Here is a 22,747-nt window from a genome sequence, read left to right as displayed (position 1 = left end):
AAACAATTAAACAAATCCACAATTAAACGATTACACAAGAAAAAAATATGAAAATATTAATTTTAGACAATTACGATTCATTTACCTACAATTTGGTACACATGGTAGAAAAAATTACAGGAAAATTTCCTGCAGTTTATAGAAACGATGAAATCAGTATTGCAGATGTTGGTAATTTTGATATCATAATGTTATCTCCAGGACCTGGAATACCTGATGAAGCAGGAATTTTAAAAGAAGTAATAAAAACCTATGCAGGTATTAAACCCATTTTTGGAGTATGTTTAGGCTTGCAAGCCATTACAGAAGTTTTTGGAGGAAAAATCATCAATTTAGATGATGTATTTCATGGTGTAGCCACAGAAATGTCAGTAACAGATGCTAGTGCAATTATTTTTAAAGATGTTCCAGAAACTTTTTTAGCAGCGCGATATCATTCATGGTCAGCTACAGATGAAGGGTTTCCAAACGAACTAAAAGTAACTGCAAGAGATGAAGATGGTTTAATACAAGCAATCGAGCATAAAGTGTATCCAATTTCTGCAGTTCAGTTTCATCCAGAATCTATTTTAACAGATGTAGGTGAGCAGTTGGTTACAAATTTTATAGACGCTTGTAAAGTGTCTAATGCTGAACTTGATTCAGCATCATAACAAAAAGATACTGAAATAAATTCAGCATAAAATGAAACAAATTCTAAACAGACTATACAATCACGAAAGACTATCAAAATCTGAAGCAACACAAATCTTAAAAGATATTGCTGCTTCAACATATAACGACGCACATTTAGCTTCTTTTATGACGGTTTTTATGATGCGCCCGATTTCTGTTGATGAACTTTCTGGATTCAGAAACGCCTTAAAAGAATTGACTATAAAAGTCGATTTTTCTGATTACAACACTATTGATATTGTTGGAACAGGAGGAGATGGAAAAGATACGTTTAATATTTCTACATTAACTTCTTTTGTAGTTGCAGGTACAGGTCAAAAAGTGGCAAAACATGGTAATTACTCTGTTTCTTCGCAATCTGGTTCATCAGATATGTTAGAAAGTTTTGGGTATCAATTTACTAATGATGAAAATACTTTAAAAGTACATTTAGAAAAAGCAAACATTTGCTTTTTGCATGCGCCAAAATTTCATCCAGCAATGAAAGCTGTGGGTCCAACTAGAAAAGCATTGGCATTAAAAACATTTTTTAATATGTTAGGACCTTTGGTAAACCCGAGTTCACCCAAAAACCATATGCTAGGTACGTTTAATTTAGAAACTGCACGTTTGTATAATTATATTTTACAAGAAGAAAAAAACATCAATTACGGAATTATACATGCATTAGATGGTTATGATGAAATTTCACTCACAAGCGCATTTAAGTTGTTTACAAAAAAAGGCGAACAAATCATAAATCCAAAAGATTTAGGTCAGAAAAGAATTGCACAATCAGAAATATTTGGAGGAAATAATGTAGCAGATGCTGCAAAAATTTTTAAAACCATTTTAGAAGGAAAAGGTACAGAAGCGCAAAACAATGTAGTATTAACCAATGCTGCTTTTGCATTAACTATTGTTGATGAAAATAAAAGTTTTGAAACTGCTTTTAAAGAAAGTAAAGATTCTTTATTGGGTTTAAAAGCAAAACAAACATTAGAAAAATTAGTAAGTTTATAAATTCACAAGACCTTACAGGTTTTTATAACCTGTAAGGTCTATAATGAAAGCTAATAATGAAAAAAAAGAAAAACAATTTAATTCTAATTATTCCAGCATTTTTATTAATGGGAGCTGCAGTTGGCGTGCAAACAAAAGAGCTTTTTAAGCACACAATAACTGGATTAATAGTTGGTGTTATTGTTTATCTTTTTTTGAGATATAGAAATAAGAGAATGAATAATTAAAAATTTGTAATTATTAAAATGACAATTTTAGATAAAATAATCGCATTTAAAAAGAAGGAAGTTGCTAAGATAAAAGCTGAAATTCCTGTTAAAAAATTGGTAGAAAGTCCTAGTTTTGGTAGAACTACATTTTCTTTAAAAAAGTCTTTATTAGAAGTAGGTTCTACAGGCATTATTGCAGAATATAAACGCCAATCTCCATCAAAAGGAATTATTAACGACAAAGCAACCATTGCAGAAGTTACAAATGGTTATTTAGATGCCAATGTAGCAGCACAGTCTATTTTAACAGATACCTCTTTTTTTGGAGGAACCATGGCAGATTTAATGGAAGCAAGAGTTATTAACCAACAAAAACCAATCTTAAGAAAAGATTTTATTGTAGATGGTTTTCAGATAGTTGAGGCAAAAGCTATTGGAGCAGATGTAATTTTATTAATCGCTTCTTGCTTAACATCCGAAGAATTAAAAAATTATGGAAATCTTACAACAGATTTAGGTATGGAAGTTTTGTATGAAGTTCATACGCAAGAAGATTTAGATAAGATTAACGATTTAGATAATAAAATTATTGGGATAAATAATCGAAACTTAAAAACGTTTGAAGTTGATTTAGAGCACTCTATAAAATTAGCAAATCAAATACCAGATACTTGCTTAAAACTATCAGAAAGTGGAATTTCTGACCCAAAAATAATTACTGGATTGAAAGAATTTGGATTTCAAGGTTTTTTAATTGGAGAAAATTTTATGAAAACAGACAACCCAGGTGAAGCTTGTCAAGAATTTATTAATCAGATTAGATAATACACGTTATTGTCTTAAAAGAGAAGGTTATAACATAATAAATTAATTTCCTATAAATTGGGGAATTACAAAGAGATATGAAATTAAAGGTTTGTGGAATGAAATTTACAGAAAATATGCAACAAGTAGCTGCTTTACAACCAGACTATTTGGGGTTTATTTTCTATGAAAAATCGAAAAGAAATTTTGAAGGAATTATTCCAGAATTGCCAAAAGAAATTAAGAAAACGGGTGTTTTTGTAAACGAATATATAGAAATTGTTGTCTCTTTGGTAGAGGAGTATAGATTAGATGCTATTCAGTTACATGGAGATGAATCTGTATCATATATTTTAGATTTAAAACAGCAATTAGCAAACAATAGAGCCTTGTTTATAGAAGAAAATAAGCAGATCAAAAAGAAAAAAAATCAGCATTATATTTCTAAAAAAGAAGTTGAAATTATAAAAGTTTTTGGCATAAAAGATGAATTTAATTTCTCGGCATTACAACCTTACTTAGACGTAGTCGATTATTTTTTATTTGATACCAAAGGAAAAGAAAGAGGTGGTAATGGTGTAAAATTTGATTGGTCAGTTTTAGAAAATTACCCTTACAAAAAGCCATTTTTTTTAAGTGGAGGTATAAGTTTAAATGATTTAGAACAGTTACAAATAGTATTAAAATCTAATTTACCCATTTATGCGTTAGATGTAAATAGTAAATTTGAAAGCAAACCAGGGGTTAAGAAAATAGAAGAGTTAGAGAAGTTTAAAAATAGCTTCTTTACAAACACAGTGAAGTAATTTTATCGCAATAACAGCTTAGAATAAAAATATGAAAAGTAAATTTCAACCAGATAAAAATGGATATTTCGGACAATTTGGTGGCGCATTTATTCCAGAATTATTGTATCCAAATGTAAAAGAATTAGAAGATAATTACATTCAAATTATCGAATCTGAAGAGTTTCAAAAAGAATACAAATCGTTGCTAAAAGACTATGTTGGACGACCAACTCCATTGTATTTAGCAAAAAGGTTATCCCAAAAATATGGAGCGCATATTTACTTAAAACGCGAAGATTTAAACCATACAGGAGCACATAAAGTAAACAATACAGTTGGTCAGATTTTAATTGCAAAAAAGTTAGGTAAAACCAAAATTATTGCAGAAACGGGTGCAGGACAACACGGTGTTGCAACAGCTACAGTTTGTGCCTTAATGGGCTTAGATTGTACTGTTTTTATGGGTGAAAAAGATATCGAACGTCAAGCACCTAACGTTGCTAGAATGAAAATGTTAGGTGCTAAGGTAGTTGCAGCAACATCAGGCTCAAAAACCTTGAAAGACGCTACTAATGAAGCTATTAGATATTGGATTCAAAACCCAGAAACCTTTTATTTAATTGGTTCTGTAGTTGGTCCACATCCACATCCAGATATGGTAGCTAGATTACAGGCTATAATTTCTGAGGAAATGAAATGGCAATTAAAAGAGAAAACAGGAAAAGAAAATCCAGATACCATTATTGCTTGTGTAGGGGGTGGCTCTAATGCTGCAGGTGCCTTTTATCATTATTTTGATGATGAAGAAGTTGAGTTAATTGCAGTTGAGGCTGCAGGTTTAGGTGTAAGTTCTGGTGAAAGTGCTGCAACATCCCAATTAGGTGAAGTGGGTATTATTCATGGTTCTAAAACCATTTTAATGCAAGATGATTATGGTCAAATTGTTGAACCGTATTCAATTTCTGCTGGTTTAGATTATCCAGGAGTAGGGCCTTTACACGCCTATTTATATGAGAGTAAAAGAGCCAAATTTATGAATGCTACAGACCAAGAGGCATTAACAGCAGCTTACGAGTTAACTAAAATAGAGGGTATTATTCCTGCTTTAGAAACAGCGCATGCTTTAGCGGTTTTACCAAAAATGGATTTGACAAAAGACCAAGTTGTAGTGATTAATTTATCTGGTAGAGGAGACAAAGATTTAGAAATATATATCAAACACTTAGAAGCATAATGAATTCGAGAATTAGTTTTATAAAAAATGAGATAGCGCCTTTAAGACAACAATTAAACCAACATTCGCTATATAAAAAACTAGAAAATATAGATGATGTAAAAACATTCATGGAAAGTCATGTTTTTGCAGTTTGGGATTTTATGTCGCTTTTAAAAGCGTTACAAATCAATTTAACATCAGTTTCTTTGCCATGGTTTCCAAAGAAAAACACGAATTTGGTTCGTTTTATCAATGAAATAACATTAGCAGAAGAAAGCGATTTTGATAAGGATGGTGTTGTAAAAAGTCATTTTGAAATGTATTTAGACGCCATGAATGAAATGGGAGCAAATACGAAAGAAATTCATTTTTTTATTGAAGCCTTAAAGCAATCAACCTCTGTAAATAAAAGTTTAGAAAAAACCAATACTATAAAAGCTGTCAAAGAATTTGTAAACTTTACTTTTGAGGTAATTGCATCGAAACAATTACATAAAATTGCCAGTGCATTTACATTTGGTAGAGAAGATGTAATACCAGACATGTTTTTAAATATTGTAAATGAAGCCTCTACAGAAGATAATAATTATGACAGCTTTGTGTATTATTTAAAAAGACATATAGAGTTGGATGGTGATGAGCATGGTCCTTTATCTTTGCAAATGATATCAGAATTATGTGGCAATGATGATCAAAAATGGATTGAAGTTTTAGAGGTTGCCAAAAAATCTTTAGAAGTAAGAATTCGTTTGTGGAGCGGTATAGCAGCACAACTTTTAAGTTAAAAAAAAGGTTTAAATGAAAGCATTAAATACATTATTGGAGGAGAAAAATAACTTACTTTCCATTTATTTTACTTGTGGTTTTCCAAAATTAGAAGATACTACAACAGTAATTACGGAATTAGAAAAAAGCGGAGTTGATTTTATAGAAGTTGGTCTGCCATATTCAGACCCTTTAGCAGATGGCCCAACAATACAAGATAGTAGCCAGAAAGCACTACAAAATGGTGTTAATTTAGATGTTGTTTTTGAACAACTGATGACAATTAAGACTACTAATAGAACTCCTTTAGTTTTAATGGGGTATTTAAATCAAATGCTAAAATATGGTGAAGATAAATTTTGCCAGAAAGTAGTTGAATGTGGTATTGAAACTTTAATTATTCCAGATCTACCAATGGTAGAATATGAGAATCATTATCAACAATTATTTGATAAATATGGTTTAACAAACGTATTTTTAATTACACCGAATACAGAAGAAGATCGTATAAAAAAAATAGATGCTTACACAAAAGCGTTTATTTATGTAGTTGCATCATCATCTATTACGGGTGCTAAAGGAGAAATTTCAAAAGAGCAAATAGCCTATTTTGAAAGAATAAAAAACATGCATTTACAAAGTAAATTAATTGTAGGTTTTGGTATTTCAGATAAAACTACTTTTGATACTGCTTGTAATTATGCAACTGGAGCTATCATTGGCTCAGCATTTATTAGGTATTTAGCGGCAAATGGTGTTTCTAAAATTAAGGATTTTATAGCGCCAATTATAAGTTAAAAAGAACTTAATTATTTATTGCAAGAATAAAAAAAGCGAAACATTTTTGTTTCGCTTTGTCATTTAGTTCACACTAATTAAGTTTATATCAAAAACCAAAACTGCGCCACCAGGTATACTTCTTCTTCCATTATTACCATAACCTAAGTTAGATGGAATTATTAAAATTCCATTTCCACCTTCTTTAAAATAGGTAATACCTTCGGTCCAACCTTTTATTACCTGTTGTAGGTTAAACGAAACTCCACTAGAATTACTTTTATCAAAAATTGTTCCATTTAAAAAATAACCTTTGTAAGCAACAGTAACATTAGAGGTTGATGTTGGTTTTTCTCCACTTCCTTCGTTTTCTATCACATAATAAAGTCCAGTATTACTTTTTTCTGCATTTAAACCATTTTCGTCAATGTATTTTAGAATATCAGCTTCTGTTTGAGGCTCAAAATTTGGTTCATCATTAGAAGAACAAGAACCAAAAAGAGTAGTAAATAGAATAAGAGATAAAATATTTTTCATTTTTTTATAATTTATTTGGTGAATATAAAAGGAAAAAATTTAATATACTTTTTTTCCGTTTAAATAAGTACTTTCAGCTTCAGTTTTAGGAATATTATTACCTTCAACAGTCATAATATCTTGATTTAGTATGACAAAATCAGCAAATTTACCAACTTCGATACTTCCTTTTTCATCTTCTTCAAAATTAGAATATGCCGCCCAAATAGTCATCCCTTTTAGAGTTTCTTCTCTACTTAAAGCGTTTTCCATTTGAAAACCATTTTCAGGATAGTTGTCTAAATCTTTTCTTATTGTTGCTGCATAAAATGTTAAAAATGGATTTACTTGTTCTACAGGGAAATCAGTTCCTAATGCAATTTTACCATATTTATTTAATAAATCTTTAAAGGCATACGCACCTTTCATTCTCTTTTTACCAATTCTGTTTTCTGCCCAATACATATCTGAACTGGCATGTGTAGGTTGTACAGATGGTAAAATATTATCGAATTTATCAAAATCTTCTTCTGATATTATTTGTGCATGTTCAATTCTCCAGCGTCTGTTTTTATCGTTTCTTAATACTTCTTTATATGTTTTTAACATCCAAGTATTTGCAGAATCTCCAATAGCATGGGTGTTCATTTGATAATCAGAGGCAGCAATTTGCGTTGCAATTTCTTGATATCTTTTAGGGGCATATATAAATGCACCAAAATGATTTTCTCTATCTGAATAGGGTTTGCGCATTGCAGCTCCTCTTGAACCTAGAGCACCATCACCATACACTTTAAAAGACCTAACATTTAATCTATCAGTTTTAATAATTCCCTTATTGATGTAGTAATCAATTTGCGATTGTTTATCACCAGAAACCATTGCATAAACACGCATTTTTAAGGAGCCTATTTTTTGTAAACTGTCTATTAATTCTATAGTGTTTCTGTCTAAACCAGCATCGTCTACAGTGGTTAAACCATAAGAAAAAGCTATTTTTTGAGCATCTAGTAAACCTTGTATGGCTTGTTTTTTAGAGGTTTTTGGGAATTTTATATAATCCATAGCATTGTCTATTAAGACCCCTGTAAGTTTCCCATCTTTGGTAATACATTCTCCACCTTTTACCTTAAAAGGGGCTGTTATTTTAGAGAAATCTAATGCAGCTTGGTTTACTAATAACGCATGCCCGTCAACTCTTGTAATAGCAACAGGAATTTCAGGGAAAAGAGCATCTAGTTTTTCTTTGGTTGGAAACTTTTTAATTTTCCAGTCGTTCTGATCCCATCCACGTCCTGTAATAAAAGTTGTATTTTTTTCTTTTTGAAAGTCGACTAATTTTTGTAAAACTTCATCATAACTTTTTGTACCTTCTAAAGATACTTTTTGTTGTTGTAAACCCATTCTGTAAAAATGGCAATGAGCATCAATTAAACCAGGTACAATTGTTTGGTTTTTTGCATCTATAAATTCTGTTGCTTCATATTTGCCTTCTATTTGTTGATTGTTGCCAACTGCAACAAAAACGCCATCTTTAATAGCAAAAGCTTCTGCTTTATCAAAATTGTTATTTACAGTATAAATATTTGCGTTTACTACAATTAAATCTACTTTTTCTTTTGTACAAGAATAGATTATGAATGTAATAATAGCAAATTGTATAAATTTTTTCATTGTATTGCTTTTAAGCATTTAGATAAATATAATACGCCCAATACATTAATAAAAACTGTAAAGGTATTCTAATGTAAGCTATTTTTTTAGAGCCAATTGCTGGTCTAATTTTTGTTGCATCCCAAATATGGATTGGTAAGAAAATAATCATTAATATAAAAATTCCTACGGCTGCATGTTTTGTGTAATTTGAAAGAAATAAACCAATTCCTAATAAAAATTCTATGACACCAAAAAGATAGTTTATTGTAAGTTTTGGTAAAAAATCTGGAATAAAGTTTTTAAAATTTTTTGGTTTTATAATATGCATAATACCTGCAAAACAGAATAAAATTCCTAAAATTATTTTTAAAAAAAGTGAAAATGTATCCATAAAATTATGGTTTAACAAGAGTGTTATTGTATAAATATTTATCCATTAAATAAATAATACTAGCCATAGATGCACTACCTAATTCTAATTCTCGTTTGTTTACCTTATCAAAAGTATCTCTACTTGTATGATGGTAATCGAAATAACGCTGAGAATCTGGTCTGTAACCAACTAAAGTTACGTTTTCGTCTTTTAAAGGAGAAATATCTGCACCTGAACCACCTTTATCTAAATCGTGTAAACCATAAGGAGACAATAGTTTTTTCCAGCTTTGTAATAGTTTTGTGTTTATGGTATTTGCATCAATAGAGAAACCTCTTGGTGTGTGACCACCAGCATCCGATTCTAAGCCTCCAATATGTGTTTCTTTATTTTGTTTTGACACTTCTGCGTATTTTTTAGCACCTCTGGTTCCATTTTCTTCGTTCATAAAAAAGACCACTCGTAAAGTGTTTTTTGGTTTGATGTTGTTTTTTTGAAACAAATAGGCAACTTCTAAAGATTGTACGATTCCTGTACCATCATCATGTGCTCCTTCACCTAAATCCCAAGAATCTAAATGACCACCCACAACAAAAATATTTTCGGGTGTTTCTGATCCTTTAATTTCTCCAACTACATTAAAAGAAGGTGCATCAGGTAGTGTTTTACAGCTTTGTTTAAAATAGAATTTTAAGTTTGGATTTTCTTTCAAATCATCACTCAAAATTGTTGCAGCTCTACTACTAATAGCTGCTGCTGGTATGTATTGGCTTTTTGGTAAATTTCCATAAGACATGGTTCCTGTATGGGGGAAATCGTCTATGGAATTTGTCATAGAACGCACAATAACGCCTTTTGCCCCAAATTTACCGCAAATTGCAGCACCTTGAACTCTTTGGTCTACACAACCCCCATAAGCTTTAAAAGTGTTGATTAAAGTATTGTCGAAAGGTCTGTTAAAAAACACAATTTTACCTTTCATTTTATCTCCTAACTTTGTGGCTTCTTCTAAAGAGCTAACTTCTATCACTTCCGCTAAAACACCTGTTTTTGGAGTAGCAACAGAAAAACCTAAAGCGCAAATGGGTACATTTTTTTGTGTTTTATTTGTAGTATATGTAGCAATTTCTTTTTCTCCTCTAACCCAATGTGGTACCATAACTGGTTGTAGCCAAACTGAATCTAAACCTACGTTTTTCATCAGTTTTGCACCCCATTCTACAGCTTCTGCTGCTTCTAGAGAACCAGATAATCTACCACCAATATTTTGAGTTAAATCTCTTAACCATTCGTAAGATTTACCATCTGTTAAAGCGCTATTAAATAATGTTTTAATAGTGGTAGAATCTTTTTTTTCTTCTGTAGAAAGACCTGTTTCTGCTATTTTTTTAGTTTTTTTAGTACAAGAAATAATAGCAAGTGAAACAGCCATTAGAAGTAAAACCTTTTTCATGAAGTTGTTTTTTGTTTTCTATAAAATTACAAAATTGAAATTATATATTTTTTAAAAAATTATGCAAGTTTTTCTATTACACTAAAAATAAATCTTTTTTTAATGAATTTTTACCAATTAAAAATCAAACTTGTAAGTAATACCTCCCAATATTTGAAAACCTTGCGTGTCAAAATTTGCAAAACGTTGGTATTTTGTGTTTAAAACATTGTTTATATTTAAAAATACTGAGAACTTATCATTAAAATGATAGCCTCCATTTAAGTTTATATCAACAAAAGAATTTATTGTTTCTATGCCTTCTAAACTAGTTGAGTTTATGGCATTGTATAAAACATCTTTACGCTCGCTTACATAAAAAATATTAGCTGTCGCATACCAGTAATTGGTTTTGTATTTGGCTAAAAAAGTACTTTGTAAGCTTGGTAAATTCCAGTTCTCTACAGCGGTTGTAGTTGTGTAATTATTAAATTCTACTTGTGTTGAAAAAGTAAGGTTTTTATTAAATAAATATTCTATTTCAGAAAATATTGTAGTAGTTTTTACATCATCATAAAAAACTCTAAAAGAGTTACCATACTCATAACCTTTTAAGTTTTTTCCATGAATAATAGATGTTGTGCCATCTGATTTAGAACTATTTCTTAAAAACAAAGGTTTGTCTTCTTCTTTGATAAAACTCACTTTTAGGTTGTAAGTAATGTCTCTTGTAATGTTTCCTTTTAAACCTGCGTAAAAATTAGAGGTTTCTGCAGTTTGTGTTATAAATAATGTTGGTGATACGTATGGATTTTCTTCAGTAAAACTTTTATAGGTGTTGGTGTGTAAATTTCCTGTAAAACCAGCATAAGTATTTATATATTTTTTTAGGATTGGAGTTTGTATAAATATATTGGGAAATATAAAAATATTATTGCTACTGTTTTCTGGGTCTAGTGATACATATGTTTTTAAACCTGCATTTAAATTTAGTCCTAAATACTCTAATTTATACGTGGGATTTACTCTAAAGGTTATTTGATTATAATTAATTTTACGAGTAGTATCATTATAATTATTTTTAAAATTTCCTTTTAAAAATTCTATCCCTGCTTTAATAGCAATTTCATTCAGGTTTTTACTCAAAAAATCTAAAGGATAATACAATTGCGAATCAAAATCAACTAAAACTTCTGCACTATTATAGTTATCTGTAAAATACGAAACAGCAATATTACCATATTTTATGTGCGAATCATGAAATTTAAATTTACCTGCTAGCTTTAAATAGTTGTAGTTCTGGACTTCATCTATTGAGTTTATAACAAGTTGGTTGAACATTTTGTTAGAGGGTAAACCATACCAATTATACTTGTTAAGTTCTGTGTTTAAAGTTACTTTCCAATCAAAAGAGCTTGCTTCTTGTTTAAAAAATGAGGTAGCATTAAAGTTAGAAAAATCACTATTTAAAAGAGAGTTTCTAACATTTTCTGCTGATGCTACATATGTTGCATGCAAACCAAATTCGTTGTCAAAACGTGTGCGATGATATATAAATAATTCAGCATAAGGGCTTTTATAATTACCATAACCACCAGCAAAATAATTGTTGTAAATCCTTTCTTTTACATCAAAATTTATACTTTTTAAAACTCCTGTTTTAGGTGTAAATGTAGATGCTACAGGTGCTGAAAAAATAGTGTATTTCAATTTTTTCTTATTATTTTTCTTTAACAATTTTATGGTAGGATTGCTTTTTATTTTTTTTGCATCTGCTATTTCTGGGTTGTATTTTGTAACTACATTAACAACCTCTGTATTTACAATAGTATCTTTTTTTTGCCCTTGTGCAAATGCAGACAAAAAAACAAATAATAGCATGTATGTTAGAAAGCCTTTTTTCATTAGTTCTTTTTTTCTGGGTTAACTGAATTGTTAGTTTTGGCTTCGTTTTCTTTAATTCTATTTAATTCTTGTTGTGCTTCTTCAATAATATCTTTAAATTCTTTAAAGTTTTTAATTACATTTTCTAATACAAAAGTGGCTTGATATACATCCTTTAAACCATAGTAATTTTTACCCATAATTACGTAGCTTTTTACACCCCAATATTTGTATGTAGTATATTTTGAAATTAGTTTTTGTACGATTTTGTTTGATGCTTCATACTCTTTTCGCTGATTTTTAAAATATGCATTGTAGTACAAGGCCTCTACTTTTAATTGGCCATTGGCAGTTTCTTCTACGGCTGTATAATATTCTTCTGCAGTGCTAAAATCTTCTTTCTTTAGGGCAGATCTTGCAATAATAGTTTTAGCATCGTTTTTTAGAGTAATGTCTAATTTGTCTTTTTGTAAAAGTTTTTTAGCATATTTTATGGCAAAATCATAAGCTTCAGTTTCGTAATAACCTTTCATTAAATTACTTTGCGCAAACAAGATGTTTTCTGTAATATAGGCTTCTTGCTCTAACCTGTCTAAAAGAGGTAACGCATTCTTGTATTCTGCTAGCTCTAAATATATTTGTGCTAATTTGTTTAAAGAGTCTTCTGTAAATTCAGAAGTATTATTATTTATAATAAACTCGTAAGAAGGTATCGCATTTTTAAATTCTTTTTCTTTAAAAAATATATTTGCTAAATAGTAATTTACTTTTAAAATATGTTTTCCTTTTGGGAATTTTCTAATATAAGTTTGTAAACTTTCTATAATTTCCTCTCTTTTTTTAGACTCTAAATATTTTTTTTCTGCAACTGCAAATGTAGTATTGTCTAGTTCTGAGTTACTAATATTTACAAATTTTAAAGAAGAAGTCCAATTTACATAATCTTCTAAATTTCCTTCATCAATATATACGTTTCTAGCATTGGCAACAGCCTCTAAAGCATCTGGAGTATTAGGGAATCTTGCAGCAACATCTTTATATTTTTTTAAGGATTGTATGTTTTTATTTTCGTTAAAATAAAGCAAACCCTGTCTTAAAAGCGTTCTAGAAACAAATATGCTTTTTGGGTGTTTTTCTATCAACCTATTATAAGTAATATTAGCATTTTTAGAATCTTTTAATTTTACATAGGTGTTTCCAAGTTGATACAACGCATCGTCTTTTAAAGTAGAAGTTTCATAGTTGTTTATTACATTTTTTAAAGCTCTAATTTTTGCTTTATTAGCATCTATAAAACCATAACTCATTCCAGTTTGATACTCGGCATAATCTGCACCTAAACCAAAATTTTCGGTTACTTTTTTGTAAGTATCTATAGCTTTTCTATAATTTGTAGTTGCAAAATAACTATCTCCTAATCGTATAAGTGCGTCAAATTTATAAGGGTCTGCAATGGAATTAAGTTTTAAAAATTTAGAGAACCATAGTGCTGCTTTTTCATAATTTTTCAACCTAAAAAAACTATAGCCTATATTGTAATCTATTAGTTTAAAATCATCTTTTCTATTGGACTGTAAAGTAGTGTTTAGAGTGATAAATTTCTGTAAAGCATCCTTAAAATTATTCAACCTATAAATTGTTTCTGCTTCCCAATATTTTGCCCTTAGTTGCACTTTGTCAATTGTAGATTGTTTTGCAGTTGTAAAAAAAGGGAGCGCCTCTTTATAGTTGTTTTCGTTAAATAACTGGATACCTCTGTATAATGAAACTTCAAAAGTTAACTTAGTGTTTGCTTTCGATTTTTTTTCTGATAAAAATGCCAAAGCACCTTTGTAATCTTGCTGATTAAAAAAAGAAGAAATTACCAACTCATTAATTTCTTGATAGGCTTTAGAATTCGGATATTTTTTTAAATAGTCTTGTAAAACCTCAGAAACCGTTTTAAAAGGGTTGCCACTTTCGTAACTTAATTTGGCATAATTTAAAGCTGCATCTTCTTGTATATTTTTATTAAAGTTCAATTCAGAAGCAGACTTAAATGCATTTAAAGCTTCAGGTTTTTTTTCTAAATTCATATAACATTCGCCTAAATGATAGTATGCATTTTGCGAAGTTGCATTTTTCTCATCAATAATTTTATTAAAATTGTTAATAGCATTTTTAAAATTGTTTTGTTTGTAATAAGCGTATCCTAATTGATAATAATCTGTATTGTTCCATTTACCTTTTTTACCTTTATAAACCTTTAGGTAAGGTATAGATTGTGCATACTTTTTTAAATTAAAGTAACTTTCTCCAATAATTTTAGAAACATCAGATTTTAGCTTTTTATCTATGCTTGGTAAGAGTTCTAAACCAACTTTTATACAACGATTAAATTTACCAGCTTTAAAACTAATATCTAATAAGTAATAAGAGATTTCTGCTTTATATAAATCATTGTCTGCAATTTCTTTTAAAGTAGATTCTGCTTTGTCATAATCTCCTAATTTGTAAGAAATAAAACCATAGTAGTATCTTGAATCATTGCCATATTTTGCATCGTTAATTAAAGGCAAGAGACGTTCTTTTGCTAGGTTTAAGTTTTCGGTAACTACAAAACTATATCCCATTTTAAAATTTAATTCCTTTTGATTTTCGTTTGAAAGTGCATTAATATTTACTTTTTGGAACCATTTTAAAGCGTAAGTAGTGTTTTTATTAGAAAAATAATAATTGGCAAGATTAAAAAAAGCAACGTTTTTTTTATTGCTACTTGGGTTTTCTTTAACAAAACTTAAAACTTTTTTATCTGCCTCTGGCTGATTTAATTTTACAGCACACATAGCTTCATAATAACTAGCATCTGCTTTTAAATTAGAGCCCATAGACGCAAATTTGCTAACCTGTGCAAATGTTTTTTGAGCAACAGCATAAGCTTTACTATTGTACAGATTTAGCGCATTGTTAAACACTTTTAAATCTGTAGTATTGGCAACTGTTTGTTGCGAAAAACTATAATTTACTACAAATGTAATAGACAAGAAAATAAATAGTTTTTTTAAAAAACGAATTTTCATATAGTTATTTTTACATTCAAAATTAATAACGTACAAAATTTTAATTTGTTGGATTAGGGAAGTGTAAAATATAATAATTTTATTCAAAAATAAGAATAGTTGCCAATTCATAGTAAAAAAATCAATAGAAACTTTTAAGTTTGTACAAACTACTTCAAATTATGCAAAATATTGTTTTACAATTAAAAGACGCAAATATTTACCAAAGAGATATTTTGGTGCTTTCTAACGTTAATTTAACCATAAATAAAGGAGATTTTTATTATCTAATTGGTAAAACAGGAAGTGGTAAAAGTAGTTTAATGAAAACTTTATATGGCGATTTACCTCTGCAAAAAGGATCAGGCAGTATTGTAGATTTTGATTTAAAAAAGTTAAAAGAAAAGCAAATTCCGTTTTTAAGAAGAAAAATTGGTATTGTTTTTCAAGATTTTAAATTACTGAATGATAGAAATATTTTTGATAATTTAAAATTTGTCTTAAAAGCAACCGGTTGGAAAGACAAAGAGTTGATGAAAGAGAAAATTCATGAAGTTTTAGATAAAGTGGGAATGAAATCTCAATACTATAAAAAAACATTTGAACTTTCTGGAGGAGAACAACAAAGAGTGGCTATTGCAAGAGCTTTATTAAACGACCCAGAACTTATTTTAGCAGATGAACCTACAGGAAATTTAGACCCCAAAACATCTATGGAAGTAATGGAGCTTTTAAACGAAATCCACGCAAGTGGAAAAACCATTTTAATGGCTACACATGATTATCAACTAATTGTAAAATTTAAGCAAAAAACATTAAAATGCGAAGGTGGTGAGTTGTTTGAAGTAGCCCAACAAGCCACTGTATAATGCTTTCAGTTTTAATACCCACATATAATTACAACGCTTTTTTTTTGGTGAAAGAAATTCATCAACAGTTAATTTTAGAAAATATAAAATTTGAAATTATTTGTTTAGATGATGCTTCTAAGTCTGTTTTAAATTCAGAAAACGAAAAAATAAATACTTTAGATTTTGCAATTTTTTCTGCTTTAAATAAAAATATTGGCAGAAGCGCAATAAGAAATTTATTATCTCATAAAGCAAATTACACTTGGTTACTTTTTTTAGATTCAGATGTAATGCCAGTAACTAACAATTTTATGAAAAACTATATAAACTGTTTTCAAAAAGAAAATACAGTTTTTTGTGGAGGATTACTATATGAAAATAAGGAAGAAAATGTAAATCTCTTACGCTATAAATTCGGAAAAAAACAAGAAGAAGTCTCTGTTGAAAAAAGAAAACAACAACCCGAAAAATATTTTTTTACCTCAAATTTTTTAATTGAAAAGAAAATTTTTAATCAGGTAAATTTTGAAGAAAAACTAACACAATATGGTAGAGAAGACTTGTTGTTTTCTTTAGATTTGATTAAAAATGGCTACAAAATAGAGCATTTAGCAAATGAAGTATACCATTTAGGTTTAGATACTGATTTGATATTTATTAAAAAAACAAAAAAAGCTATAGAAAATCTATTTTATTTAAAAGAGCAAAATTTAGTAACCAAATACGATTTAAAGTTATTAAAACTAGCTAATAAATTAGATGCTTTAAAACTTACAAGTATTATTGGAAAAACATATTCTTTTTTTGAGAAAAAAGCGTTGCAAAAAAAATCGGTATTTTATTTAAATTGTTTGAAAATGGCTTATTTCTGTTTTTTAAAAAAGGATAAAAAAGCAACCTAAATGTTATTTTATATTTCTAAAAATAGATAGTAAATCGGCTTCTTGTTTTTCCCAAATCAATTCTTGTTTAGCTATTTTTAATTTTTCCGAAAAGTCTTTTTCTAAGATGTTTTTAATCTGTTTTGCTACTAGTTCTGGTTTTCTTTTAGAAATAAATTCACCTACTTTATAGTTTGTAATAACTTGTCTCATTTCAGGTAGGTCAGATACTAAAATTGGTACTTCTGCCTGTATGTAATCAAAAATTTTGTTAGGTAGTGCAAACCTATAATTTAAACCTAAATCTTCCTCTACACTAACTCCTATATCTGCTAAAGGCGTTAATAATTGTAATTTTTCTGGTGCCATTTTACCTAAAAAAACTACTTTTTTATCTCGTTTTTCTAAACTTACTTTTTGTTGTAAATCTTTGTAAATATCTCCATACCCAATAATTACCAATATATGATTGTCTAAAAATTCCATACTATCAATCATTAATTCTAGTCCACGCCCAATATTTATAGCACCTTGGTATAGAATTATTTTTTTACCCTTTGTATCAAAATTAAAAGTCCCTTTTTTTACCTCCTTCTTAAAAGGTAAATTTTTTATAGTTGTAAAGTTTACGTTGTATTTTTTCTTGTAGTAATTTGAAATACTATTACAAACTGTATAATTGTTTTTAAGTTTTGGTAACATCCAATTTTCTAGACATATCCAAAAATTTTTAATTTTTGGTTTGTGCACTAATTCTGGTATTTCAGAAAACAATTCGTGACTATCGAAAACTAATTTTTTACTCTGTATTTTACTAATCAAAAAATTAGGTAAAAGCGTATCTAAGTCATTCGCCAGTAATATGTTTTTTTGTGTAAAAAAAAGGTATATAAATAATCTTAAATTAAATTCAAAATAAAATAAGAAACCTTTGTTAAATAAAAGTTTAAATCTTTTTGTTTTATATTTTCTATCAATATTTTTACTGTTTTTAAGTTCCCTGCCTATTAAAACAATTTCATAGCCATTTTTGTACAAAGAGTCGCAAACTTTAGCAACTCTTTGGTCTGTATGTAAATCGTTTGAAACAGAAACTATTATTTTATTCAACAAAAAGAAATTTAAAAAAACAAATATAGCGTAAACTATAAGTATAATAAAGTAAGTGATTTTTATTTTAAATACATTAACTTATAATTATATTGATGAAAAAGCGCTGCAATAGCTATTTTGTGAAATTTCTAAATGTTTAGCTAAAAAAAGCTAAAAAGAAATTTTTGTTTTAAACGATAGTTCAAACGAGTAAGTTTATATTTTCAATTAAATAGTATAGACTTACTTTAGGTTTAATGTTTTTTTAGATTATTTTTATGAATGTATTTAAAAAGTATCTTTATTTGTTGACCGAAATTTTAGTTACTTTTAGCAGTATTAAATGTAAATCAGACAAAAAGAAGGAAATGAACTCAACACAAATAACAAAAAATAATCCTATTACTATTTCAGAAGAAGTTTTTGGCACAACCACAGATGGTGTTTCTGTAAAAAGCTTTACCCTAAAAAACGAAAAAGGTATGGAAGCAAGTATTATTACTTACGGAGGTATCATAACTACATTAAAAGTACCTAATAAAAAGGGTGTTTCAGAAGATGTTGTTTTAGGTTACAAATTATTGGCAAGTTATGAAAAAGCAACCCCTTATTTTGGAGCTTTAATTGGTAGGTATGGTAACAGAATTGCAAATGGTAAATTTTCTATAGATGGTAAAGAATATGCTTTAAAAACTAATGATGGTTCAAATCATTTGCATGGAGGCGTTAAAGGATTTGATAAAGTTGTTTGGACTGCAGAAGTTTTAAAAGATAAAGGGGCTTTAAAATTATCTTACTTGAGTAAAGATATGGAAGAAGGATATCCTGGAAATTTAAATACAGAAGTTACCTACACTTTAACGAATGACAATACTTTAGAAGTTGCTTACCAAGCTACAACCGATAAAAAAACAATTGTAAACTTAACGCAACATTCTTATTTTAATTTATCTGGAGATTTTACTAAACCTATTTTAGATCACATTGTAAAAATAAATGCAGATAGATTTGTACCTGTAAACAGAGCTTTAATTCCAACAGGAGAGCTTAAAGAAGTTGCAAATACTCCTTTTGATTTTAGAGAGCCAAAAACAATTGGGCAAGATATTAATGCTGATAATGAGCAATTAAAAAGAGGATTAGGCTACGACCATTGTTGGGTTTTAAATGACCAAAATGAAGGTATACGTTTTACATCTTCTGCTTACGAACCAAATAGTGGTAGATTATTAGAAGTTTTTTCTGATGAACCAGGAATTCAATTATATACAGGTAACTTTTTAGGTGGAACTTTACCAAATAAACAAGGTGGTATTTATACAAATAGAACAGGCTTTTGTTTAGAAACTCAACATTACCCAAATTCTCCTAATCAAAAAGATTTTCCATCAACAATTTTGAAACCTGGAGACACTTATTCAACTACAACGTCATTTAAATTTTCGGTGAAGTAAAACGCAAAAATGTATATGATATAAATCGATTTTATTTTTGCTTACGTTTTAGGCTAACTTTTAGCAATTTAAATACTGATAATCAATTAAAAAAAACCTAACAATTTAATAATAAATTAGTTAGGTTTTTTAATTGTGGAGACGCCGAGAATCGAACTCGGGTCCAAACAAGCAACAAATTGGCTTTCTACATATTTAGTTCTTTCTTAGTTTTCGTTTAAAAGCTGATTAAGAACAATCCACTTTTAACTTATCTTTTTTAGTTTCAAAAACCTGCCAAAGCTACAAGTTTTCTATGTTTATTTTTACGATGCCCATAAATGAAACGCCATAAACCAAGGCTTTTCGTGGACATAAAGCTTGCTCACCTTGTGAGCCGAGGCTTAATCTTACTATTAATTCAGATTAGGCAGCTAAAGCGTAGTTATCTTCGCCGTTTATAAAGTTGAAACAAGTTTTACAAGTATAGTTTCATTCCTTGATATGCTTACAAATTCACTGACCTTGCTGTCAAAACCAGTCGTCCCCTTAATAAGTTTGCAAAACCTGTTTTGCATAGTCAACACAACACTTAATTTATTTTAGCATCGTAACAACTCTTATTATATTTTTTCAAAGAACATAAAAAATAGTTTAAAAATCAGACCATTTTTTAGGGCGTTACCCCGCAAAAAAGCGAGGTCAGGCTTTCCGTTAAATCTTTTTTTGCAGCATTTATTTTAACATTAGTATAAAAAAAACAATCTTTTTAAAAGAATAGAATACATATTAAAAATAACAAAAAAAGGATATCACTTCAATCCTTAACGCGGTCTGCAAAAATACAAAAAGTTATAAGTATAACAACGCTAAGTTTTAAAGAAAAATAAATCAACAAAAACAGAATAGTACACGAGGTTACAAGAAATGGCATCGATGATAACAAAACCTTTTATATCAAACAAAATGAAGGCGATTTTATATTAAAATTAGAAATAGAAGTCTAAAGAGTAAATTAATTTTTCGTAATTAACATTAAAATAAATATCTTCGAATAAAATTACAGAAATATGAAGTTTGGCATTATTAAAGAGCGCAAAAATCCACCAGATAGAAGAGTTGTTTTTTCACCAAAAAAACTGCAGCAATTCCAGCAAAAGTATCCAACAGCAGCAATTGTTGTAGAAAGTTCAGCCATAAGAGTTTTTTCTGATGAGCAATATAAAAATGTAGGAATAGATGTTGTAGAAAACGTATCAGACTGCGATGTTTTATTTGGTGTAAAAGAAGTGCCAATTGATGCTTTAATACCCAATAAAAAATACTTTTTCTTTAGTCATACTATTAAAAAACAACCCTATAATAGAGATTTGTTAAAGGCTATTTTACATAAAAAAATTCAACTTTTTGATCATGAAACCATAGTAAAAGAAAATGGCGCACGTTTAATTGGTTTCGGACGGTATGCTGGCATCGTTGGCGCTTACAATGGTTTTAGAGCCATTGGTTTAGCAAACGAAACCTTTAATTTACCTAAAGCAGAAACTTTAGACAGCCAACAAGAATTAATCTCAGAATTAAAAACAATCAACCTAAAAAAAATAAAAATATTACTAACAGGGAATGGTAAAGTAGCTTATGGAGCCAAAGAAATGTTAGATGCCATGCAGATAAGAGAAGTTTCTGTAAATGAGTATTTAGAAAATACTTATTCAGAAACAGTGTATTGTTTGGCAGATGTGTTAGATTATAACAAACGCACAGATGGTAAGGTAGTAGATAATTTCGATTTTTACGAGCATCCAGAAGCTTACGAAGCTAATTTTATGCGTTTTGCAAAGGTAACCGACTTTTTTATTGCAGGTCATTTTTATGGTGATGGAGCTCCGTATTTATACACAAGAGAAGATGCAAAATCAAACGATTTTCAAATAAAATATGTAGCAGATATTTCATGTGATATCAATGGTCCTGTAGCTTCAACAATTCGTTCTTCAACCATTGCAGATCCTATTTACGGTTATAACCCACAAACAGAAAAAGAAGTTAATTTTAAAGATAAAGATGCTATAGTAGTAATGGCTGTAGACAATTTACCTTGCGAATTGCCAAAAGATGCAAGTGAAGGTTTTGGAGAAATGTTTTTAGAAAATGTAATCCCTGCTTTTTTTAATAACGATAAAGATGGAGTTTTACAACGTGCTAAAATGACAGAAAATGGCAAATTAACACCTCGTTTTTCTTATTTACAAGATTATGTAGATGGAAAAGAATAATCTACAAAACAGGCAATTTTTAATTGATTTAGCTAAAATGAAAATGCCTTTTGGTAAATACAAAGGTAGATTTTTAATAGATTTACCAGAGCATTATATGGTTTGGTATCACAACAAAGGTTTTCCAAAAGGTAAGTTAGGGTTACAAATGCAATTAGTTTACGAGTTAAAATTAAATGGTTTAGAAGATTTAATTAGAAAGATTAAATAATTCAAACCATAAATTTTTATTTAAAGCTTAATTCTATTTTTTACAAATATTTAAAAAATACTTTTTATTATAAAGGTGTACATAAGTAAAAAACTAAACTAGTCTTTTACAGAATATCCTGTAAAAGCCCTGTGGATTTGGCTATAAATATTGCCAACAATAAAAAGAGGTATAATTTATTAGATTAAAACATAAAATTATACTTGAGTAAAAAAAAATTATTTTTAAAAATAAATTATTTTACAACTACACCATAAGTGATATGTGCAATAGCAACAATGGTTAAAGAAGAATACCAATATGTTGGTATTAAAATACATAAAACACCTAGCAGCAAACACAAACTAATTAAAATATATAAACTTTTACTGCCTTTATTTTTTAAAATTAAAAGTAATAAGCCATATAAAAATAAAAATGCAGGAGTAATAAAATTTATGTTACCATAGTTTTTTAAAGTTAAAACACTAATAGAAATAATAAAAATACCTAACAAATATTTTAAAAAAGCAGTTTTAGTTTTTCCATTCCATAATTTGAATTGAAACCTTTTAGCTTTTCTTTTTCCACTAAAAAATAATGCTAATGAACTCAATAAAGTAACAAAAAAAGCAACAGAAATAAACAATATTTCAATTAGTTGTGGAGATAACAAAGCTAAGGGGTTATCGTCTATCAAATAACTATCTAAAACATATTTGTAGACATAGGCAGCTAAAAATATATATATACCAATTAATATGCTATTAAAACCTTTAAGTTGAAAGTTTACTTCAAAATTATCGTGTAAATGTATTTTGTTTGACATATTTTTTTAACTTTCGTAAAGATACAAAATTACCTTTACCTTTTTTTATTCATATACTCT

At 28.8% G+C, this 22,747-nt stretch carries 21 protein-coding genes and 1 other RNA gene; 13 read left to right on the top strand and 9 right to left on the bottom strand.

The window, feature by feature from the left end; all coding sequences use genetic code 11:
* Positions 1–47 precede the first annotated feature (47 nt).
* The 8 genes from Q0662_RS05545 to trpA all read left to right on the top strand — a co-directional run bounded on the left by Q0662_RS05545 (position 48) and on the right by trpA (position 6,257).
* Positions 48–653, top strand: a complete 606-nt coding sequence (locus Q0662_RS05545) for an aminodeoxychorismate/anthranilate synthase component II (RefSeq protein ID WP_298947957.1) — start codon at positions 48–50, stop codon at positions 651–653.
* Positions 654–684: 31 nt separating this feature from the next.
* On the top strand, positions 685–1,677 hold the full coding sequence (trpD, locus tag Q0662_RS05540; protein WP_298947956.1) for an anthranilate phosphoribosyltransferase: 993 nt from the start codon (positions 685–687) through the stop codon (positions 1,675–1,677).
* A 56-nt stretch (positions 1,678–1,733) separates the two neighbouring features.
* Entirely contained in the window at positions 1,734–1,904 is a 171-nt protein-coding gene (locus tag Q0662_RS05535) for a hypothetical protein (RefSeq protein ID WP_298947955.1), read from the top strand.
* An 18-nt stretch (positions 1,905–1,922) separates the two neighbouring features.
* On the top strand, positions 1,923–2,711 hold the full coding sequence (gene trpC, locus Q0662_RS05530) for an indole-3-glycerol phosphate synthase TrpC (RefSeq protein WP_298947954.1): 789 nt from the start codon (positions 1,923–1,925) through the stop codon (positions 2,709–2,711).
* A gap of 98 nt (positions 2,712–2,809) precedes the next feature.
* A complete protein-coding gene (locus tag Q0662_RS05525; RefSeq protein WP_298947953.1) occupies positions 2,810–3,496 on the top strand; it encodes a phosphoribosylanthranilate isomerase in 687 nt (228 codons plus the stop codon).
* Positions 3,497–3,527: 31 nt separating this feature from the next.
* Positions 3,528–4,712, top strand: coding sequence for a tryptophan synthase subunit beta (gene trpB / locus Q0662_RS05520; protein WP_298947952.1), 1,185 nt, complete (start codon positions 3,528–3,530; stop codon positions 4,710–4,712).
* A complete protein-coding gene (locus tag Q0662_RS05515; RefSeq protein ID WP_298947951.1) occupies positions 4,712–5,479 on the top strand; it encodes a DUF3050 domain-containing protein in 768 nt (255 codons plus the stop codon). The genes trpB and Q0662_RS05515 overlap by 1 nt, the downstream gene beginning before the upstream one ends.
* A gap of 13 nt (positions 5,480–5,492) precedes the next feature.
* Positions 5,493–6,257 (top strand): tryptophan synthase subunit alpha, encoded by a 765-nt coding sequence (gene trpA, locus Q0662_RS05510; protein WP_298947950.1) that lies wholly within the window; start codon positions 5,493–5,495, stop codon positions 6,255–6,257.
* Positions 6,258–6,320: 63 nt separating this feature from the next.
* Here trpA and Q0662_RS05505 read toward each other — a convergent pair whose 3' ends face one another.
* From Q0662_RS05505 to Q0662_RS05480, 6 genes are all read right to left on the bottom strand, one after another.
* A complete protein-coding gene (locus Q0662_RS05505; protein WP_298947949.1) occupies positions 6,321–6,773 on the bottom strand; it encodes an FKBP-type peptidyl-prolyl cis-trans isomerase in 453 nt (150 codons plus the stop codon).
* Positions 6,774–6,812: 39 nt separating this feature from the next.
* Positions 6,813–8,426: an amidohydrolase gene (locus Q0662_RS05500; RefSeq protein WP_298947948.1), complete on the bottom strand. Its 1,614-nt coding sequence runs from the start codon at positions 8,424–8,426 to the stop codon at positions 6,813–6,815.
* A 10-nt stretch (positions 8,427–8,436) separates the two neighbouring features.
* On the bottom strand, positions 8,437–8,799 hold the full coding sequence (locus Q0662_RS05495) for a MauE/DoxX family redox-associated membrane protein (protein WP_298947947.1): 363 nt from the start codon (positions 8,797–8,799) through the stop codon (positions 8,437–8,439).
* A 4-nt stretch (positions 8,800–8,803) separates the two neighbouring features.
* Positions 8,804–10,234, bottom strand: coding sequence for a M20/M25/M40 family metallo-hydrolase (locus tag Q0662_RS05490; RefSeq protein ID WP_298947946.1), 1,431 nt, complete (start codon positions 10,232–10,234; stop codon positions 8,804–8,806).
* Positions 10,235–10,351: 117 nt separating this feature from the next.
* Entirely contained in the window at positions 10,352–12,118 is a 1,767-nt protein-coding gene (locus tag Q0662_RS05485; RefSeq protein WP_298947945.1) for a TonB-dependent receptor, read from the bottom strand.
* Positions 12,118–15,156 carry a tetratricopeptide repeat protein gene (locus Q0662_RS05480; RefSeq protein WP_298947944.1) on the bottom strand — a complete coding sequence of 1,013 codons (3,039 nt, stop codon included), beginning with the start codon at positions 15,154–15,156 and terminating at the stop codon, positions 12,118–12,120. The genes Q0662_RS05485 and Q0662_RS05480 overlap by 1 nt, the downstream gene beginning before the upstream one ends.
* A gap of 161 nt (positions 15,157–15,317) precedes the next feature.
* On the opposite strand from Q0662_RS05480, the gene Q0662_RS05475 reads away from it, so the two are divergent.
* Positions 15,318–16,004 carry a cell division ATP-binding protein FtsE gene (locus Q0662_RS05475; protein ID WP_298947943.1) on the top strand — a complete coding sequence of 229 codons (687 nt, stop codon included), beginning with the start codon at positions 15,318–15,320 and terminating at the stop codon, positions 16,002–16,004.
* Complete coding sequence (locus Q0662_RS05470; protein WP_298947942.1) at positions 16,004–16,888, top strand: glycosyltransferase; 885 nt, start codon at positions 16,004–16,006, stop codon at positions 16,886–16,888. Before Q0662_RS05475 ends, Q0662_RS05470 begins: the two co-directional genes overlap by 1 nt.
* Positions 16,889–16,891: 3 nt before the next feature.
* Here the strand turns inward: Q0662_RS05470 and Q0662_RS05465 are convergent, their stop codons facing one another.
* Positions 16,892–17,977, bottom strand: a complete 1,086-nt coding sequence (locus Q0662_RS05465) for a glycosyltransferase (protein WP_298947941.1) — start codon at positions 17,975–17,977, stop codon at positions 16,892–16,894.
* Positions 17,978–18,327: 350 nt separating this feature from the next.
* On the opposite strand from Q0662_RS05465, the gene Q0662_RS05460 reads away from it, so the two are divergent.
* Positions 18,328–19,413: an aldose epimerase family protein gene (locus Q0662_RS05460; protein ID WP_298947940.1), complete on the top strand. Its 1,086-nt coding sequence runs from the start codon at positions 18,328–18,330 to the stop codon at positions 19,411–19,413.
* 133 nt (positions 19,414–19,546) lie between these two features.
* On the opposite strand, the gene ssrA is transcribed toward Q0662_RS05460, so the two are convergent.
* Positions 19,547–19,941: a transfer-messenger RNA gene (ssrA, locus tag Q0662_RS05455) on the bottom strand.
* Between the two features lie 521 nt (positions 19,942–20,462).
* Between ssrA and Q0662_RS05450 the strand changes: the two genes are divergently transcribed.
* Together Q0662_RS05450 and Q0662_RS05445 are read left to right on the top strand one after the other, a co-directional pair.
* Entirely contained in the window at positions 20,463–21,668 is a 1,206-nt protein-coding gene (locus Q0662_RS05450; RefSeq protein WP_298947939.1) for an NAD(P)-dependent oxidoreductase, read from the top strand.
* On the top strand, positions 21,655–21,879 hold the full coding sequence (locus tag Q0662_RS05445; RefSeq protein WP_298947938.1) for a DUF3820 family protein: 225 nt from the start codon (positions 21,655–21,657) through the stop codon (positions 21,877–21,879). The genes Q0662_RS05450 and Q0662_RS05445 overlap by 14 nt, the downstream gene beginning before the upstream one ends.
* A gap of 235 nt (positions 21,880–22,114) precedes the next feature.
* Here the strand turns inward: Q0662_RS05445 and Q0662_RS05440 are convergent, their stop codons facing one another.
* Positions 22,115–22,687: a hypothetical protein gene (locus tag Q0662_RS05440; protein WP_298947937.1), complete on the bottom strand. Its 573-nt coding sequence runs from the start codon at positions 22,685–22,687 to the stop codon at positions 22,115–22,117.
* Positions 22,688–22,747 lie beyond the last annotated feature (60 nt).

Source organism: uncultured Polaribacter sp. (genome assembly GCF_947503855.1).
Lineage (GTDB): Bacteria > Bacteroidota > Bacteroidia > Flavobacteriales > Flavobacteriaceae > Polaribacter.
This window is presented reverse-complemented; position numbering and strand designations above follow the sequence as displayed.